Source organism: Gimesia alba (genome assembly GCF_007744675.1).
Classification (GTDB): domain Bacteria; phylum Planctomycetota; class Planctomycetia; order Planctomycetales; family Planctomycetaceae; genus Gimesia; species Gimesia alba.
In genome coordinates, this window is the sequence record NZ_CP036269.1 from 799,071 (window position 1) to 815,135 (window position 16,065).

The 16,065-nt window shown below is 52.0% G+C and carries 18 protein-coding genes; 11 read left to right on the plus strand and 7 right to left on the minus strand.

The annotated features are described in order from the left end of the window. Positions 1–90 precede the first annotated feature (90 nt). Together Pan241w_RS03025 and Pan241w_RS03030 are read left to right on the plus strand one after the other, a co-directional pair. Positions 91–447, plus strand: a complete 357-nt coding sequence (locus Pan241w_RS03025) for a hypothetical protein (protein WP_145210773.1) — start codon at positions 91–93, stop codon at positions 445–447. Positions 448–543: 96 nt separating this feature from the next. Next, positions 544–1,056, plus strand: a complete 513-nt coding sequence (locus Pan241w_RS03030) for a carboxymuconolactone decarboxylase family protein (protein WP_145210776.1) — start codon at positions 544–546, stop codon at positions 1,054–1,056. Between the two features lie 42 nt (positions 1,057–1,098). Here Pan241w_RS03030 and Pan241w_RS03035 read toward each other — a convergent pair whose 3' ends face one another. Both Pan241w_RS03035 and Pan241w_RS03040 read right to left on the minus strand, forming a co-directional pair. Further along, positions 1,099–1,500 carry a transposase gene (locus tag Pan241w_RS03035; RefSeq protein ID WP_145209663.1) on the minus strand — a complete coding sequence of 134 codons (402 nt, stop codon included), beginning with the start codon at positions 1,498–1,500 and terminating at the stop codon, positions 1,099–1,101. After that, on the minus strand, positions 1,497–1,943 hold the full coding sequence (locus tag Pan241w_RS03040; RefSeq protein WP_145209666.1) for a transposase: 447 nt from the start codon (positions 1,941–1,943) through the stop codon (positions 1,497–1,499). Before Pan241w_RS03040 ends, Pan241w_RS03035 begins: the two co-directional genes overlap by 4 nt. A gap of 87 nt (positions 1,944–2,030) precedes the next feature. On the opposite strand from Pan241w_RS03040, the gene sigJ reads away from it, so the two are divergent. From sigJ to Pan241w_RS03065, 5 genes are all read left to right on the plus strand, one after another. Then, positions 2,031–2,918, plus strand: a complete 888-nt coding sequence (gene sigJ / locus Pan241w_RS03045; protein ID WP_198000299.1) for an RNA polymerase sigma factor SigJ — start codon at positions 2,031–2,033, stop codon at positions 2,916–2,918. A 264-nt stretch (positions 2,919–3,182) separates the two neighbouring features. After that, positions 3,183–4,169, plus strand: coding sequence for a DUF1559 domain-containing protein (locus Pan241w_RS03050; RefSeq protein ID WP_145210782.1), 987 nt, complete (start codon positions 3,183–3,185; stop codon positions 4,167–4,169). 115 nt (positions 4,170–4,284) lie between these two features. Next, positions 4,285–4,767, plus strand: coding sequence for a carboxypeptidase-like regulatory domain-containing protein (locus tag Pan241w_RS03055; protein ID WP_145210784.1), 483 nt, complete (start codon positions 4,285–4,287; stop codon positions 4,765–4,767). Positions 4,768–5,131: 364 nt separating this feature from the next. Next, on the plus strand, positions 5,132–5,575 hold the full coding sequence (locus Pan241w_RS03060) for a hypothetical protein (protein WP_145210786.1): 444 nt from the start codon (positions 5,132–5,134) through the stop codon (positions 5,573–5,575). 67 nt (positions 5,576–5,642) lie between these two features. Continuing rightward, on the plus strand, positions 5,643–6,578 hold the full coding sequence (locus Pan241w_RS03065; RefSeq protein ID WP_145210789.1) for a DUF1559 domain-containing protein: 936 nt from the start codon (positions 5,643–5,645) through the stop codon (positions 6,576–6,578). Between the two features lie 281 nt (positions 6,579–6,859). On the opposite strand, the gene Pan241w_RS03070 is transcribed toward Pan241w_RS03065, so the two are convergent. Beyond that, complete coding sequence (locus tag Pan241w_RS03070; RefSeq protein WP_145210792.1) at positions 6,860–8,011, minus strand: mandelate racemase/muconate lactonizing enzyme family protein; 1,152 nt, start codon at positions 8,009–8,011, stop codon at positions 6,860–6,862. 142 nt (positions 8,012–8,153) lie between these two features. On the opposite strand from Pan241w_RS03070, the gene Pan241w_RS03075 reads away from it, so the two are divergent. Next, positions 8,154–8,507, plus strand: coding sequence for a cupin domain-containing protein (locus Pan241w_RS03075; protein WP_145210795.1), 354 nt, complete (start codon positions 8,154–8,156; stop codon positions 8,505–8,507). A 54-nt stretch (positions 8,508–8,561) separates the two neighbouring features. Beyond that, the gene (locus Pan241w_RS03080; RefSeq protein ID WP_145210798.1) at positions 8,562–9,359 is read left to right on the plus strand and encodes an HpcH/HpaI aldolase family protein; all 798 of its coding nucleotides are present in this window, start codon (positions 8,562–8,564) and stop codon (positions 9,357–9,359) included. A 78-nt stretch (positions 9,360–9,437) separates the two neighbouring features. On the opposite strand, the gene Pan241w_RS03085 is transcribed toward Pan241w_RS03080, so the two are convergent. The 3 genes from Pan241w_RS03085 to pyrF are packed head-to-tail and all read right to left on the minus strand — an operon-like array spanning position 9,438 to position 12,054. After that, positions 9,438–10,439, minus strand: a complete 1,002-nt coding sequence (locus Pan241w_RS03085; protein ID WP_145210801.1) for an oxidoreductase — start codon at positions 10,437–10,439, stop codon at positions 9,438–9,440. Between the two features lie 41 nt (positions 10,440–10,480). Next, positions 10,481–11,116, minus strand: coding sequence for a DNA-3-methyladenine glycosylase family protein (locus tag Pan241w_RS03090; protein WP_145210803.1), 636 nt, complete (start codon positions 11,114–11,116; stop codon positions 10,481–10,483). Then, positions 11,113–12,054, minus strand: a complete 942-nt coding sequence (gene pyrF, locus Pan241w_RS03095) for an orotidine-5'-phosphate decarboxylase (RefSeq protein ID WP_145210806.1) — start codon at positions 12,052–12,054, stop codon at positions 11,113–11,115. Before pyrF ends, Pan241w_RS03090 begins: the two co-directional genes overlap by 4 nt. Before the next feature lie 278 nt (positions 12,055–12,332). Here pyrF and Pan241w_RS03100 point away from each other — a divergent pair, with 278 nt between their 5' ends. After that, entirely contained in the window at positions 12,333–13,259 is a 927-nt protein-coding gene (locus Pan241w_RS03100) for a radical SAM/SPASM domain-containing protein (protein WP_145210809.1), read from the plus strand. Positions 13,260–13,722: 463 nt separating this feature from the next. On the opposite strand, the gene Pan241w_RS03105 is transcribed toward Pan241w_RS03100, so the two are convergent. Continuing rightward, positions 13,723–14,469: a rhamnogalacturonan acetylesterase gene (locus Pan241w_RS03105; RefSeq protein WP_145210811.1), complete on the minus strand. Its 747-nt coding sequence runs from the start codon at positions 14,467–14,469 to the stop codon at positions 13,723–13,725. 237 nt (positions 14,470–14,706) lie between these two features. On the opposite strand from Pan241w_RS03105, the gene Pan241w_RS03110 reads away from it, so the two are divergent. Further along, positions 14,707–16,062: a hypothetical protein gene (locus tag Pan241w_RS03110; protein WP_145210816.1), complete on the plus strand. Its 1,356-nt coding sequence runs from the start codon at positions 14,707–14,709 to the stop codon at positions 16,060–16,062. The last annotated feature ends 3 nt before the right edge of the window (positions 16,063–16,065 follow it).

Here is a 16,065-nt window from a genome sequence, read left to right on the forward strand (position 1 = left end):
GTATACTAAGAAAGTCCAGGTTATCTCAAGTCGACTTGGGCTTTTTAGGAAGCACGTTGATGGATGGAAGCGCTTAAGGAGGGAACCAATATGTCGATCTGTACTTCGAATCGAGTTTACCTGAAACTACCTTTTGATGAATCAGACGCGGCTGAGATGGAGCGTCTGATGGAAGATCTGGGTGACGAATACTTCGGGTCGGAGGATGGCCGCGAGTGGCGGCTGAGGAAAAGCCATCTGATTTTGACGGTCGTGATTCAGCCTCTGGAACAGGATCAGGCAGAATGTCAGGCCGATCTTGCGGCGTTGGGAGTGGCTCCGACAGAGATTTTCGATGTCGTTACCGTGAAGGGGTTGAAAGAGTCGGCCGAGTTCTGTCGCCAGGTTGCCGAGCGAATTGCCGCTAATCTGGAGGGGCTCATACAGTTGAGCATACACACTCGTTGAGTTGTGCGTTGACGGTTTTTTTTGAATCTGGTCACATTTTGATCTACTCGCTCGTCATACCTGTGAACACACTTTATTTCTCACAGGAGTAGACACATGAGTGAAGTAGACGATCTCAAAGAAATCGACGAGTTTGAAACGCATTATCAGTACGATGGTACCTATTTGAGGGAATTGCTGGCGCTTTCGCCCGATGGGTATGCGAAATTTGCCGCGTTCCGACCGCTGGCCTATTATCAGGGGAGTCTGGATAAGGAGACCTTCTGGATCGCAAAGCTGGCAACGATGCAAGTGGAAGACTGTGGCGAGTGCCTGCAGTTGAATGTGCGGTTTGCGTTAGAAAACGGTATCGCGCGCGAGATCATTGAGGCGGTTTTACAAGGGGGAGACGGACTTTCGGAGGAACTGCGTGATCTGTATGATTTTGCGGTTCAGGTAGCCAGTTCGCGTGATCTTGATCCGGCGTTGGAAGAACGAATTCAATCCCGCCTGAGTCGAACTGCATTGCTGGATTTGGGTGTCTGTATCGCGAGTGCGAAAGTCTTTCCCACGATCAAGCGTGCCGCCGGTTATGCGAACAGCTGCCGTCTGATCGAAATACAGGTCTGACCAATTCCAAGTCTTATAGAAAAAGAATGTCTAGAGGGCATCTCAAAACCTTTTTAATAGTGTAAATAAACACCCAAGAATTACAAAGCTTTCGTAGAGGTAATCGTGATATTCCCAGCGCGTGACAATGCGACGATAGTTGTGGAGCCAGGCAATACTGCGTTCCACAATCCAACGTCGTTTGAAGCGTGGAAGCTTTCGACCATCTTGCGTCGGCGGTTTGACTCTCGATTTTCGATGCGGGCAGATCAGATCGATATTCTTTTCCATCAGCCGTTTGCGCAACGAGTCCGAATCGGCGGCTTTGTCATAAACAAGTCGCTCGGGTTGTCGATTTTGCAATGTGATTTTTTCAAGCAGCGGTTCGATCAGCTTGACTTCGCTACGACGGGCCGATTCTGTGTCGATCGCCACAGGTGTCCCGTGACGATCGACAAAAATCATGACCTTTGTGCCTTTGCCACGACGAGTCGGGCCAACTCTTCTACCCCTTTTTTTGCCGAGGCAAAAGTGCCATCAGCAAAGGTTTCCGAGAAATCAATCTGGCCAGCATCATCCATTCGTTCCAAGATGATTTGCCAGGCAGATAAGAGCCGCCCTTCGATCGTCCATTGCTGGAAACGTCGATGGCACGTCGCTTTTGAGGGATACTCTCTTGGTAAATCTTTCCATCGTGCTCCTGTCACCAAAATCCAGAGAATGCCTTCCAGGCAATCTCGTGGATGGGCTTTTGGACGTCCTCCCTTTTTGGAAGGGGGAGTCCAGGGAAACAGTTTTGCGACTAAAGACCATTGTTTATCGGTCAAAACGACCGGGCGTTCCGTCCTGGACGCTGTTTTTGTGGAAACCCGTTTTCGTTTGGGCCACCAGACCAGCGTCATATACATAAGAAATTCTCCTTTCAGGAGAACACTTCATGCAAAAGACGCGCCAAACCGTTCACTTTTTTTGACGTTATGAGACAACCTCTAGTTGTGAATTCTTCCATTGCGTTAGAGACGTTTGAAACGTATCGCGAATCGATGCTGGGTCTGGCGTATCGGATGACCGGTTCGCGGGTCGAAGCGGAAGACATCGTGCAGGAAGCGTGTCTGAAATGGCTGGATGTTGATCACGCGGCGATTCAAGTGCCGCGGGCCTGGCTGATGAAAGTGACCACGCGGCTGGCGCTGGATTATCTGAAAAGCGCCCGGGTACAGCGGATGTCGTATGTGGGGCCCTGGTTGCCAGAGCCTTATCTGGCAGATGAGAATACGCCGGCAGAGGAACTGGAGCTGGACGAATCGATTTCGATGGCGCTATTGGTATTGCTGGATCAGCTCTCGCCGGCCGAGCGGGCCAGTTATATTTTGCACGATCTGTTTCAGTATCGTTTTAACGAGATTGGAGAGATTCTGGAGCGGAGTGAAAGTTCCTGTCGCAAACTGGCGAGTCGGGCTCGCGCGAAGTTGGGGTCAAAACATCTGAAATCTGAACAGAGTCGCGACGAGCATCTGCAATTGCTGGCAGCATTTTCGGAGGCAGTGAAACGGGGCGAGACGGAAGAACTGGTATCACTGTTAAAAGAAGATGCGACATTCATTTCCGACGGGGGCGGCAAAGCGATTGCCGCGCGCAAGGTGGTTTGCGGGGCCGCTCTGATTACCCGGTTCTTTATGAAAGCGGTACGTCCCGCATTCATCGCAGGGGCAGAAGAGGACGTCCGAGTGGAGATGTCCTGGTTCAACGGCGCTCCCGGATTGATCATCTATCAGGCGGGTGTGCCGGTTTCAGCCTATCAGTTTGAAGTGGAACAGAACAAAATCTGCGGTATTTACGCCCTGCGAAATCCGGACAAATTAACGTTTTTTGTGGGCCGTTGATGTTTCGGAAAGCCCTTATTTCTTCAGGGGAAAAGCCGTCCAGTGGGGATTGATAAATCAAAGAATGTACATGTGTAAATACACATTGATCTTTTGTTCTGAATATACATTTTTTTATATGTCTTTTTTATTAAATAAAGGTAAAAATTATAGGCGTTGCTATACGGAGCGTGTTAAAATTAGACATGATGGGGTTTTACTCTATTAACGAAGAAATTTCCTGCCTGATTTCCTTCCTATTTTATTCACTCCGGAGCGTGTCTTATGTTGAAATTATTAAGTAAGCGACGAGGGTTTACCCTCATTGAATTGCTTGTTGTGATTGCGATTATTGCGATTCTGATTGCACTGTTGTTGCCCGCTGTCCAGCAGGCACGCGAAGCAGCTCGGCGTTCGACCTGTAAAAACAATATGAAGCAGATCGGGCTGGCACTGCATAATTACCACGATACGTTTCGCGCTTTTCCTATTGGTTCTCAAACGTCTTATTATCGGGCCAACTGGCGATCTTCGATTTTGCCTTATCTTGACCAGGCCCCCGCTTACAATCAGTTGACTCAAAAAGCGCATTCTCAGCACGGCTTTGCTTCCGGGAATGGGAATTCGGCCTCTGGTTACAATACCGAAAACGCTGTACTGAATAATTTCTATGTGCCCGTTTATAAATGTCCTTCGAGTACTGCTGACGCATTTTATACAGGTGGCAGCCCGGTTTCGAATAATGGAAAAACGTCGCCGAATGCCGCACTGGGTACAGAGACCGGGATGACGATGGACTATGTAGGCATCAGCGGTTCTTATTCTGGCGTTGCTCCATTCAACACAAAATGTGGCAGTACCGTCTATGGCGGAAACTGGTGTAACAGCGGTCTGATGATGATCGCAGATTCTGCCCGGATGCGTGATTGTAAAGACGGGACTTCGAATACCATGATCATCGGCGAAGATTCCGGTCTGGTCGATAACAAAGATTATCGGAGTAATTATTATGGTGGCTGGGCCGGTCATCTGGGGCTCTCAGGCTGGGGAACTGGTGTGAATACCATTCGCTACAACCCTAATCCGCCGACAGCACCTACCGGGGGAAATCAAACCTACACGCCGAATAACCCGCTAACTTCAGAGCACGTGGGAGGCATTCATGGCTTACTGGCAGACGGAGCCGTTCGATTCATTTCGAATAATGTCGATATCGAAACACTCCGCCGGTTAGGTATGAAAAATGATAATCTGGTCCTCGGCGAATTCTAATTCACGGCACCGATCAGCATTGTAATGAGCATTCAAATTGTAAACGATGGCCGATGTGTTTTTCTGAATGCATCGGCTGTTTGTTTTAGAGAATTCAATGTAGGGAGAAGACGGAATGTCGTTTTATTTTAGCAGTTCTCAAGGGACTCGAATTTCAAATTCTGCGATAGAACAGAAGCACCTGCGTGCATTGATATTCCCAATGGTATGTGTGTTCTTCGTCTGTATCTTCAGTGGCTGCGGAGGTGGTGCGGAGACGGTTCCTTCAGGGACGGCCAGTGGAACGGTCAAACTGGATGGCAAACCACTTTCCCAGGCGCGGATCAATTTCGTGTCCTCGACGACCGGGGCCGGGGTTTATGCTGACTTGCAGTCAGATGGTTCGTATGAATTGCCGAACGCGATTCCTGAAGGCGACTACCGCGTCTTTTTCACATCTGCGGGACTGGGTGATGCACCGCCTTCGGAATCAGGGAATCCGGAACAGAAAGACGCACTCAAGGATGTGCCCAAGAAATATCAGAGTGAACAGTCGACCGACTTGCAGGCACTGATCAAAGAGGGCGAAAATACATTCGACTTTGATCTGAAACCATAAACAGTTTATGAGCCGTTTTTTGAATCGCTTTCACTTCTGCTGGTGTATTGCATGTGCTAATGCTTAAGGTCTTCAACGACTTAGAATCACGTTGTCGTTATGTGCTAATCTACAGTTGACACAGGGGTGGTTGGCTAATTACGTTTAAAGTGCGGCAGGAAAATTTGTATCGATTTTCCTGCCTGATTGATTTTCAAGCGATACTAAATCGCTTATTCTATGTTAAATGAATAAGACAAAAGTGTGGTAAAGATACTGAGAGTTTGATTCCCTCCTATTCCTACCTCTACTCCGTCCCGAGTTTGTTGGGTGAGCCTACGCGAACCTGCCCCTAACCTTCCCGATTGTTTTTTGCAGGCACAATATGTTTCTTTCTTTGCGCTCGACTCATTTTGCGCTCGTTTTCTGTACGTTGACCCTTTGCGGCTGTTTTGGCGGCTCGGCGGAACAGATTGAACGAGCTACGGTTTCAGGAACTGTCACATTGGATGGGAAGCCGCTTCCCGAGGGGAGTATTCAATTTATCCCTGACGTGGATGCCTCCGGCAAGCCGCTGCGTGGCAAAGCCGTGCAGGCTCAGATTACCGAAGGGGCTTATCGCCTGGAAGCTGGCCAGGGCCCCACAGTGGGCATGAATCAGGTTCTGATCAATGCATCAAAGAAAACGGGGAAATTCCAGGAATCTGACGGTCAGAAAACAGAGATCCTGAAGCAGTATCTTCCCGCGAAATACAATACGAACTCCACGCTGAAGTATGACATCAAAACCGGCGAAAACACCGCCGACTTCGCGCTGGAATCGAAATAACGTGTTGCTTGAGTCGTTTATCGATCTCAGTAAGTCTTCTTTTTCTCTATATGGATAAATCAAAACTATGAAAGCATTATTTCTGAAGCGTCGTCAGGGATTTACGTTGATTGAATTGCTGGTGGTGATTGCCATCATCGCGATTCTGATCGCTCTGCTGTTACCGGCAGTGCAGCAGGCACGGGAAGCAGCCCGTCGTTCGACCTGCAAGAATAATCTGAAGCAGATCGGTCTGGCACTACATAATTATCACGATACATTTCGGACGTTTCCTCCCGCTACCGTGCGTCGTCAGGGAGCCACCACCGAATGGGAAACCAGCATGATCAGCTGGCAAGCCCGGATTTTACCTTACATGGACCAGGCGCCCCTGTTCAATCAGATTGACTGGAGCGTTGAGCCGGGACGATCGGGAACCCCCAATACCGATGCCCGGAAAGTGGAATTGCCCGCTTATCGCTGTCCCAGCGATCCGGGTGACCGTGGTAAGACGGGACAGTCTGATTACGGTCCGACGAACTATGTCACGAGTACTGCTGACACGGGAAGTTATGCGGCCGGAGGGAGCACCTATCAGAACAATGGTCGTTCTGTGATGTTCCTGAACAGTAAGACGCAACTCAAGGATATCGAAGACGGCAGCTCGAACACGATGCTGGTGGCAGAGTGTGTCGTGGGCCATCCTCATTCCAACGTCAACGCCACTTCCGGAACAGTCTGTACGGGAACCGCCGACCAGAAACGCCGCGGTTATTCCTGGTTCTACGGACGTGAGATGTGGTCGTGGAGCTATACGACTCTGATCGGTCCCAACTCCGATTTACAGGAGTGTGCTTCAAGCACCGGTGGAACATCACTGCTGGGAGCCCGCAGTAAACACGTGGGTGGCGTTCACACGCTGCTGGGTGATGGTCGTGTTCGCTTTGTCTCTGAAAACATTCACCTCGGAACCTGGCAGGATCTGGGGAATAAAGCGGATGGTAACGTGATCGGAGAGTTCTAATCGCAGACTGATTTGAATTCAGAACAAATAGAAACGGCCAGCGAACTGGTATTCGCTGGCCGTTTTCTTTTAGGCTACCACGAAAAACACGAAAGCACACGAAAAAGTTTTGCCGCAGGCAACAGGATGTGGCAGGGAAAGTGACCGGTTTTGAAAGCATTGATCGCCGTGTTTCTCGCGTAGGGGCGCAAGAAGAATATCCCAGGTGTTCTCTGTCTATTTCCTGCTCGCTTCGCTCGGAACGAATTTCATTCGGTCCCACCCAGTCTTTAATCAGAGAATTACTCTACCGAGCTGTTGACGAGGTAGCGTTTCAGCATGGCTTCGTCGATCTCGACGCCTAAACCGGGTTTGGTGGGTACGGCGATGGTGCCCTCTTTAATTTCAAACCGGTCGGTGATGATGTCGTTTTCGAGGCTATAGTAGGTGCAGTCGTTGGCGAGTGGGAAATTCGGTGATGAGGCGGCCATGTGCAGCATGGTGGCGGTGCGGAGGCCGAGGTCGTGGGCGCAGTGGAAGATACAGGGGACGCCCGCTGAGGCGGCGACTTCGCCCACCAGTTTGACGGCCCAGATGCCGCCGCACTGGTAAGTGTCGGGGAGCAGGTACTGCGCTGCATCGAGTTCCAGAATCTTGCGGACATTGGCCATCGTGGTGACGGATTCATTGAGCGCGAGCGGAGTGCTTGTCTGCTTGCGGATGTCGGCCGATTCCTGCAGCAGGTCTTTGTGCATCGGCTGTTCGAAGTATTGCAGCTCGTAGGGTTCCAGATCTTTGGCCAGTTGCAGGGCGACTTCGGGAGTGTAGCCCATGTTAGGATCGATGCGGAGATTCAAACGGTCGCCGACGGATTCGCGAATGGCGCGAACCATTGCCAGGTCTTCTTCGGGATCACGCCCGGCTTTGGTTTTAAGGGTCGAGAAGCCGAGGTCGACATAATGTCTGGCGATGGCGGCGGCTTCTTCCGGGCCGCGGATGCCCATGCAGCAGGTAACTTCGACGCGGTCGCGATACAGGCCGCCCAGCAGACGATGCAGGGGGAGTTCGGCCTGCTTGCCGAGGATATCCCAGCAGGCCATTTCGACCACTGACTGCAGGTACGGTTCTTCCATGCCCCAGTCGGCATACAGGGCAGCGATGTCGGTCGGGTCTTTGCCGAGCAGAATCGGGCGGAAGTAGTCGGCTTCGTCGCCGGTGAAGCTGACAGCGTTCTGAAAGGAGAGCCGTTGTGGTGTTTCTCCCCAGCCGATGATGCCGGCGTCGGTTTCAAGGCGGATCAACAGGGCGCCGGTGGATGTAGAGAAAATATAGCGGGATTGATACGGGGAGACCGGGACTTGCAAAGGAACATCAACGAGAAACGTTTCGACGCCTGTGATTTTCATAGGAGGCTCCATCGGCAGGGAGGAATCAGTTGTCGGCGAGAAATTCATGCTACCAGTTCCCTGAAGTAGCGGCAAGCAGGTTTGCAGTTGTTAATGGATGGGGAACGGTTGTTGTGTGGTGCTTGTGCGCTTACAGTACACGCTGATCTGCTTACTCCCTAAATCACCTGACAATTGCGAGGCAGCGACGATGGTTCCTGAAATCAAGAATCTACTGACTCCCTTTTCGACACTGCCCGATGCGGAAGTGTTTGATGAGCTATTTCGGGGCCAGACTTTCCGGGTGGAGCGGATTGTTTCGACGGGGCAGGCGACGCGGGAGGGGCAGTGGTATGATCAACAGCATGCAGAATGGGTGGTTTTGCTCTCGGGCGCGGCGGTCCTGCGATTTGAGGGGGAAACCGAGGGGCGAACGCTGGTTCCCGGCGATGCGGTGAACATTCCCGCTCATTGTCGGCACCGGGTTGAGGCGACCGCCGCCGATCGGGAAAGCGTTTGGCTTGCAATCCACTATGAGCCTGTCGAGAATGGAGAAACCGCATAGCGGTACAGACAGACTATTTATTTCAAATCGATTACAGGAAAGAATTTCAGACTGATGAAAAAGAACCCGGTCAAGGCGGCGTTAAGTGAAGGAAAACCTCAAGTAGGAACATGGCTCTCGTCGGGGGATGTGATGATGACCCGTCTGATGGCCCGCGTGGGATTTCCGTGGCTGACAGTAGATATGGAGCATTCGCCGATCGACTGGTCACAGGCAGGGCTGCTGTTCGGTGCGATTGCCGACGCGGGCTGCGTTCCTCTGTGCCGGGTTCCCCTGGGAAAATATGAATTGATCAAGCGGGCGCTGGACGCCGGCGCACACGGCATTGTTGCACCCATGATCAACACGGTCGAACAGGCCAAAGAAGTCATCGACGCGGTCAAGTATCCGCCGCTCGGGAACCGCTCTGTGGGTGGTGTGTTGCATGCGATGAACTTCGATGCGACAGCCGGCGACTATTACAAACACGCCAACGATGAGATTCTGGTGATTCTGCAGACCGAGTCTCCCGAAGGAGTTGAGAACGCGGAAGAAATTTACAGCCTGCCCGGCGTGGATGGAATTTTTGTGGGACCCAACGACCTGACATTCCAGATGAGCAAAGCGACCGGCGTGCATCCCTCGCCTGACGAACTGGAAGCGATGCTGCAGCGCATTCTGGAAACCGGAAAGAAGACCGGCACGCCTGTTGGCCTGCATGTGCAGACGGTGGAAGCGGTCGAGCAGCGGATTGCGGAAGGCTGGCGATTTATTGCGTGTGGCTCTGAAGTCAAATTCATGGTCAACGAAGCGCAGCGGATTGTGAGCGGTTTGAATCTCAAAGCAGAAGCAGCTGACCTGGCCCGGTACTAAATCGTGGGTTGAGACTCAATCAATCGAAGAAGCCATTCGGGAACGGGTGGTTTCTTTTTTTACGCGCTGTCTGCGTTGTTATTCTTCGCTGATTTTGATGATGGTGCGTTCCTGGTGTGTGCGGTTCAAGAGACTTTCGACGGTCTCCTCGACCTGTTCCAGGCTGATGACTTTCGCGCGGGATCCGAGATCGGGCAGTTTCCAGTCGGTGGCCAGTTTCTGCCAGAGAGCCGTTCGGCGTTCGATGGGATACCAAGCGGAGTCAATTCCATCGAGGGTGACGCCCCGCAGAATGAAGGGGAAGACGGTCAGGTCCAGCTGGGCGCCTCCCGCATTGCCACAGGCGGCGACGCAGCCGTGGGGTTGAATTGAACGAATGACATGGCTGAGCAGGAAGCCGCCGACGGTATCGATGGCGGCGGGCCAATGTCCTTTGAGCAGTGGTTTGTCGGAACTGAGATCGATCTCCAGTCGGTCGATGACTTTCGTGGCGCCGAGTTCAAGCAGTCGCTGGTGCAGTGCATGCTTGCCTGAGACCGCGGTCACCTGATATCCGAGTTGACTGAGTAACGAGACACAGAAGGAACCGACGCCTCCGGAAGCACCGGTGACGAGAATATTGCCTGCGTCAGGGGTGATATGATGATGAATGATACTGTCGACGCACATCGCCGCGGTGAGGCCGGCGGTGCCGAGGATCATGGATTCTTTGAGCGTGAGCCCTTTGGGCAGGGGGACAATCCACTCGGGCTGAACGCGGATCAACTCGGCCCAGCCTCCCCAGCGTTCGACGCCGAGTTCATAGCTGGTGACCACGACCGGATCGCCCACCTGGAATTGATCGGACTCGGATTCCACGACATAACCGGCGGCGTCGATGCCGGGAACGTGGGGGAATTTTCGCACGACGCCTGGATGCCCAGTCGCTGCGAGGGCGTCTTTATAATTCACCGAGGAGTAGACCACACGAATGGTGACTGCGCCAGGAGGCAGGGCATCGTAGGGGACCGTTTCAATGTCGGCGGTGATTTTCTGCTGTTTGTTTTTATCGAGTTGATAGCAGCGAAACTTATCAGTCATGATGTTCCCGGTTATTGGAAAGAGTCAGCGTGAGTTCGAGTTTACCAGGGACCGTCGGGAGTCTCCATTTCGAGGGTCCGCCAGCAGTACCAGCTGGCGACGGTACGATAGGGTTGCCAACGCTCTGCAATTTCGATGCAGGTCTGTTTGTCGGGGCGGGATTTGAGTTGATAGATCTGCTGAATGCCGTTTTGAATTCCCAGATCATCGTGAGGGAAGACATCGGGTCGACAGAGGCCGAACATCAGAAACATTTGCGCGGTCCACTGGCCGATGCCTTTGACCTGAATCAGTTCTGCAGTGACTTCTTCATCGGTCATGCGGTGCATCTGATGCAGGCGGACATTGTTTTCCAGAACCATCTCTGCCAGGTGATGCACGTAATTGGCTTTCTGGGTAGAGAGACCCACTGAGCGGAGTTGTTCGTGCGAGAGTCGCATGATTTTTTCTGCCGTGGGTTGGCCTTTTCCCGTGAGTGCATGCAGACGTTTGTAAATCGTGCGGGCCGCCGAGGTAGAAATCTGTTGTGAGACAATCGAACGCAGCAGGAGAGCAAAGCGATAGCGGTATGGTTTGAGCGGGCAGGGACCGACGGTATCGATGACGGTTTTCAGACGCGGATCTGCTTTTCTCAGATGCTGTGACGCTTTGCGGAATGTGGCTGCGTGGTCATTCATTGTAAATTACCCGCGGGGGTGTGCGTGGCTAAATCGGCTATCATATCATGTGTGGCGGCTTCGATCGCCTGTTCCCATTCTTCGGGGGCGAATTTTTCTGAATAGGGGGCTTTGCGGATGGCGAAGTTAATGCCGCGCGAACTGTTGATGATCGCACCCAGGCCCTGTTCATCGAAGGCGCCCGCGACATCACCGGCACCAGCGCCCTGGCTGCCATAACCGGGGACGAGCAAGGGCGTGTGTGGCATGAGCGCACGGAGCTGGTTGAGTTCTTCGGGGTAGGTGGCGCCGACCACAGCGCCGATGGAACCGTAGTTACCCGCACCTTTCGTTTTCAGCGCGAGTTCTTCGACGGCGGCGGCCACGCATTCATAGAGGTTGGTGCCCTCCGTTTTGCGATCCTGAAATGTGCCGGCGCCGGGGTTGCTGGTGCGGACGAGGACATAGATGCCCGCACCCCGTTCGACGGCGACATTCACAAACGGCTCCAGCGTGTCGCTACCCAGATACGGATTCACGGTCAGGCAGTCGGCGGCCCAGATAGCACTGTCAGGGTTTTCGCCGGCGAGGTAGCCGCGGGCGTAGGCTTCTGCGGTGGAGCCGATGTCGCCCCGCTTGGCGTCGCAGATAACAACGAGGCCGGCGTCACGTGCTTTTTTGATGACGCGTTGCAAAGCGGCACAACCGGCGGGCCCCCATTCTTCGAAGAAGGCGGCCTGGGGTTTGACGGCGGGAACAAGGGGGGCGACGACGTCGATAATGCGAAAACAGAATTCTTCAAAGGCGGCGGCGACGATGTCGGCTTTGCTGGAATGTTTTTCTTCAGCAGCCGAGACAATTTCTGCGGGAAGCCAGTCAAAGCGGGGATCGAGGCCGACCAGGGCGGGTGTTTTTTTGTTCTGAATGGCGGCGTGTAAACGATCGGCGAAATTGTGCATCGGGTAACTGCTTTCAGTATTATGAGTTAAGCATGATTCTTCTTGATGGAACAGCGGGTTTCTTTCATGAATCATACAAAGTTGAGCCGACAATGGAATCATACCGGTTTTTGAATTGCGGATGCGTTTGAGAGTTTTCCCTTAGATCTACTCGAAAAAACATGTTGTTTTCAAATGTATAGGCGCGGCGAATTCTCGTTGACAAAAAACGGGATGTCTGCGATCCTCGCGGCGCAAAACAGATCACTTCTCTTTGATTCATGGAAGAGTCATTCAAAATGGTGGAAAAAACGCTGGAAATAGTAAGCCCTTATCACTTCTGTCAACAGCGCGCCGAATATGATGCGGGGATCGCCCGGATGCGTCATTCTCTCTATATGGACTATCCGAAGCATGTGCATCTGGAAACGCAGGCCCGGTGTAATGCGAGCTGTAATTTCTGTCCGTATCCGAATCTCAATCGCAAGCACACCAAAATGAGCGATGAGCTGATTGATAAGATTCTGAATGAGTTGACCGAGATCCCCCGCGAGATGAATCTGCAGATTTCGCCGTTCAAGGTGAGTGAGCCGTTTCTGGATGTCCGGTTGTTTGATGTTCTGGAAAAAATTAATGATCTGTTGCCTCAAGCCAAGATTGCACTGACTTCCAATTCAACACCGATTACAGAAGACAAACTCGAAGCGTTGCAGGAGGTCAAGAACATTCAATATCTCTGGATCTCGTTCAACGACCACCGCGAACAGGAGTATGAGCGGGTGATGAGCCTGCCTTACCAGCGGACGCGACAGCGTCTAGAGATGATTCACGATGCGTTTACCGAAGGGGACGTTTATTTTCCTGTGGTTCTTTCGCGCGTGGGTGATGGGACAATTGCTGACCGTGAATTTGTGGATTGGGTGGGCATCAATTATCCGTTGTTTCAGGTGAGTGTTTTTCCCCGGATGGAATGGATGGGGCAGGTCGAGGGATTGACGGTGAATGAAGTGCCCAATATGGGGTGTGAGCGCTGGTTTGAACTTTCGATTACGGCGACCGGTGAAGTCGCTCACTGCTGTGCCGACGGTCAGGCGGAATTCCCGATTGGCAATGTGAACGACCAACATGTGCTGGAAGTCTATAATTCGCCCGAGTATCGCAAACTCCGGGAAGCAACGGTTTCTCGCTTGAGTGTCGAACCGTGCAATAAATGTACTTTCATGTGATGCTTAAGGGAGAACGGTTCCTGGTTCTCTCTGTGTTGCAGCTTCAATATTCGCATTTGGATGCCTTCAAGCAGGCACTGTTGGACGAGTATTTAGATCGGACAGATGGTGAGTAGCTAACCGTGTACTGCACGGTCGTTTTTCTAATACGAAAAACACGAAAAATTTTGACTGGGTGGTCTCGGATAAAATCCGAGATTGCCGCAGGCAACAGGAGGTGGCAGGGAAATCGATCAGTTCTGATGACGATTTCCTACTTTTAAAATATGTTATGATCGGATCACTTGAGTCAAAATCGTGCGATTGCTCTGGGACTTCCTGCTCGCTGCGCGGGGGTGAATCGCATTCGGGGCCATTTGATTTGTGTGAAAATAAGTCGTTTGGAAACCACTTTTCGCGCACTGTTGGACAAGCCAACAGTGGCACCCCGGTGGTCTGATATTGATGAGAAATAAATGTATTTTCAGTTGGTAGTTGCAGATTGTTTGAGATACGGTTTCAGGTCGGGGACAGTAGTGGGGATTTCTTCCGCGACGAGGCGGGCGATTTCGCGGGCGCCTTTTCGGGAGAAGTGGGTGCGGTCGGATTTGCTGGGGCTAAAGTCGTTGCTGCCGGCGTCTCCCAGTTGGTTGAAGAGAGTCACGCTTTTCTGATGCAGGTCGATGACGGGCACGTTCTTTTCGCGACCGACTTTGAGCATGGCTTCCGCGTAGGGGCGGAGAATGGTCATGATCTTTCCGTTTTGAAATTGTCTGCGTGTCATAGGGGTGACCAGCACTGGTTTGATGTTGGCGGCGCGGGCTTCGTCGATGTATTGACGCAGATAGTCCTGATAGGTTGTCTTGGGATCGGTCTCACGGTCCCCTTTGCCGGGGCAGTCGTTGTGGCCAAATTGAATAAATAGATAATCGGCCTTTTCTGCAACCGCTTTTTTCCAGCGACCTTCTTTGATGAAACTTTTCGAACTGCGACCGGAGGCGGCGCGATTGAGAACAGTCACATCATCAGTAAAGAACTCACCAAACACTTGACCCCAGCCGGTGAGATCGGGACGGTCTTTCGGAGGTTTGTGATAGGTGGCCATGGTCGAATCGCCGATCATCAGGATGCGAATTTGTGGTTCGGCGGCGTGGCTTTTTAAATGTGCGAACGTCAGGCTGAAAAACAGAACTGCAATCGTGAGCAGGATTTGACGCGGAGCAGGTTTCATAAGACAGCTTTCATTTGAATTGATCCATAATGAATATGGAATTGTATCTGAAAAATCTTGTTATTCCTTAGTTTAGGTCGATATGATCAGATAGAAAAGTCAGTTGACATCGTAAAAAAGTTGATTAAAATGGATATTAATATCCGATATAAGTTTTAGTTTCCTGCCTCACACAATTGGTTACGGTAATTTGCTGAATTGTGTGATTGATTCCCACCTTGAAAGAATGAATGTCAGATGCATGCGTTTGAAGTGATTCGATTCGCGTCTCAATCCAAAAAAGTGTTCCTGCGCGGTCTGCGGTCGATTGGTCTGTGTTTTGTCTGTTGTTGCATCCAGACGTCGGCACTGTTCGGGCAGGTCAGTTTTGAAGAGGCGCCGATCAATTATAATACGTCGAAGCCAGAGAATCTGATCACGCGTCTGCAGAAAAAACTGGATGCCGGCAAGGTGACGTTGTCTTACGATCGGAAAAGGCGAACCGGTTATTTAGCTTCGGTGCTGGAGTCGCTGGAGATTCCGGTCTCTTCCCAGGTGCTGGTCTTTTCCAAGACGAGTTTGCAGGTCAAGCACATCGATCCACAGTCGCCGCGTGCGTTGTATTTTAATGACGATCTCTATATCGGGTTTGTGCAGGGTGGTTCCGTGCTGGAAGTGTCTGCCAGTGATGCCAAACTAGGCACGGTGTTTTATACGCTTTCTCAGACCGAGTCTTCCAAGCCTGCGTTTGTGCGAAAAACGTTTGAATGCACTCAGTGCCATGCTTCGTCGATGACGCAGGGAGTGCCGGGGCATATCATGCGGTCGGTTTATCCGGGGCCGGACGGGATGCCTGTCTTTCGTGAAGGGACGTATCGCAGCGATCATTCCAGCCCCTTCGAGGAACGCTGGGGCGGCTGGTATGTGTCGGGCACGCATGGAAAAATGCGACACATGGGAAATCTGATTTTTCGCAGCGGGGACAGTTCGAGTAATCTGAATCGCGATCGCGGAGCGAACGCCGTCGATCTGGAGAGGTGGTTTGATACCGAGGAGTATCTGACCCCGCATAGTGATATCGTATCGCTGATGGTGCTGGAGCATCAGACGAAGATGCATAATCTGATTACGCGGGCGCAGTTTGAAGGTCGGATTACAGAGCGGGATGCGGCGGTGATGAACAAGATGCTGGAACGGAAGGCGACGTTTCAGAGTGACAGTACCAAACGGCGGTTTGCGAGCTCGGCGAATCGACTGGTGGATTACATGCTGTTTGTAGATGAGTTGGCGCTGGAAGACCCGGTTCGCGGCGTTTCTCGTTTTCAAACGGAATTTCCCCTGGCCGGCCCGCGGGATCAGAAAGGGCGTTCGTTGCGAGACTTTGATCTGGAGCAACGACTGTTTAAGTATCCGTGCAGTTTTCTGATCTATTCGGAATCATTCGATGCGCTGCCGCGCCCGATTCTGGATTTTGTGTATCAGCGACTATGGGATATTCTGACCGGCAAAGAGCAAGGCAAGCAGTATGCCCACTTGAGTGCCGAAGATCGGCGGGCGATTCTGGAGATTCTGATCGAAACGAAACCCGGACTGCCGAAATACTGGAAGCTGTAAAGC

Excerpts from the sequence above, each read along its gene's own strand:
- Pan241w_RS03025 (WP_145210773.1), top strand. The coding sequence starts at position 91 with ATGTCGATCTGTACTTCGAATCGAGTTTACCTGAAACTACCTTTTGAT.
- Pan241w_RS03030 (WP_145210776.1), top strand. The coding sequence starts at position 544 with ATGAGTGAAGTAGACGATCTCAAAGAAATCGACGAGTTTGAAACGCAT.
- Pan241w_RS03035 (WP_145209663.1), bottom strand. The coding sequence starts at position 1,500 with ATGATTTTTGTCGATCGTCACGGGACACCTGTGGCGATCGACACAGAA.
- Pan241w_RS03040 (WP_145209666.1), bottom strand. The coding sequence starts at position 1,943 with ATGTATATGACGCTGGTCTGGTGGCCCAAACGAAAACGGGTTTCCACA.
- Pan241w_RS03050 (WP_145210782.1), top strand. The coding sequence starts at position 3,183 with ATGTTGAAATTATTAAGTAAGCGACGAGGGTTTACCCTCATTGAATTG.
- Pan241w_RS03055 (WP_145210784.1), top strand. The coding sequence starts at position 4,285 with ATGTCGTTTTATTTTAGCAGTTCTCAAGGGACTCGAATTTCAAATTCT.
- Pan241w_RS03060 (WP_145210786.1), top strand. The coding sequence starts at position 5,132 with ATGTTTCTTTCTTTGCGCTCGACTCATTTTGCGCTCGTTTTCTGTACG.
- Pan241w_RS03065 (WP_145210789.1), top strand. The coding sequence starts at position 5,643 with ATGAAAGCATTATTTCTGAAGCGTCGTCAGGGATTTACGTTGATTGAA.
- Pan241w_RS03070 (WP_145210792.1), bottom strand. The coding sequence starts at position 8,011 with ATGAATTTCTCGCCGACAACTGATTCCTCCCTGCCGATGGAGCCTCCT.
- Pan241w_RS03075 (WP_145210795.1), top strand. The coding sequence starts at position 8,154 with ATGGTTCCTGAAATCAAGAATCTACTGACTCCCTTTTCGACACTGCCC.
- Pan241w_RS03080 (WP_145210798.1), top strand. The coding sequence starts at position 8,562 with ATGAAAAAGAACCCGGTCAAGGCGGCGTTAAGTGAAGGAAAACCTCAA.
- Pan241w_RS03085 (WP_145210801.1), bottom strand. The coding sequence starts at position 10,439 with ATGACTGATAAGTTTCGCTGCTATCAACTCGATAAAAACAAACAGCAG.
- Pan241w_RS03090 (WP_145210803.1), bottom strand. The coding sequence starts at position 11,116 with ATGAATGACCACGCAGCCACATTCCGCAAAGCGTCACAGCATCTGAGA.
- pyrF (WP_145210806.1), bottom strand. The coding sequence starts at position 12,054 with ATGCACAATTTCGCCGATCGTTTACACGCCGCCATTCAGAACAAAAAA.
- Pan241w_RS03100 (WP_145210809.1), top strand. The coding sequence starts at position 12,333 with ATGGTGGAAAAAACGCTGGAAATAGTAAGCCCTTATCACTTCTGTCAA.
- Pan241w_RS03105 (WP_145210811.1), bottom strand. The coding sequence starts at position 14,469 with ATGAAACCTGCTCCGCGTCAAATCCTGCTCACGATTGCAGTTCTGTTT.
- Pan241w_RS03110 (WP_145210816.1), top strand. The coding sequence starts at position 14,707 with ATGCATGCGTTTGAAGTGATTCGATTCGCGTCTCAATCCAAAAAAGTG.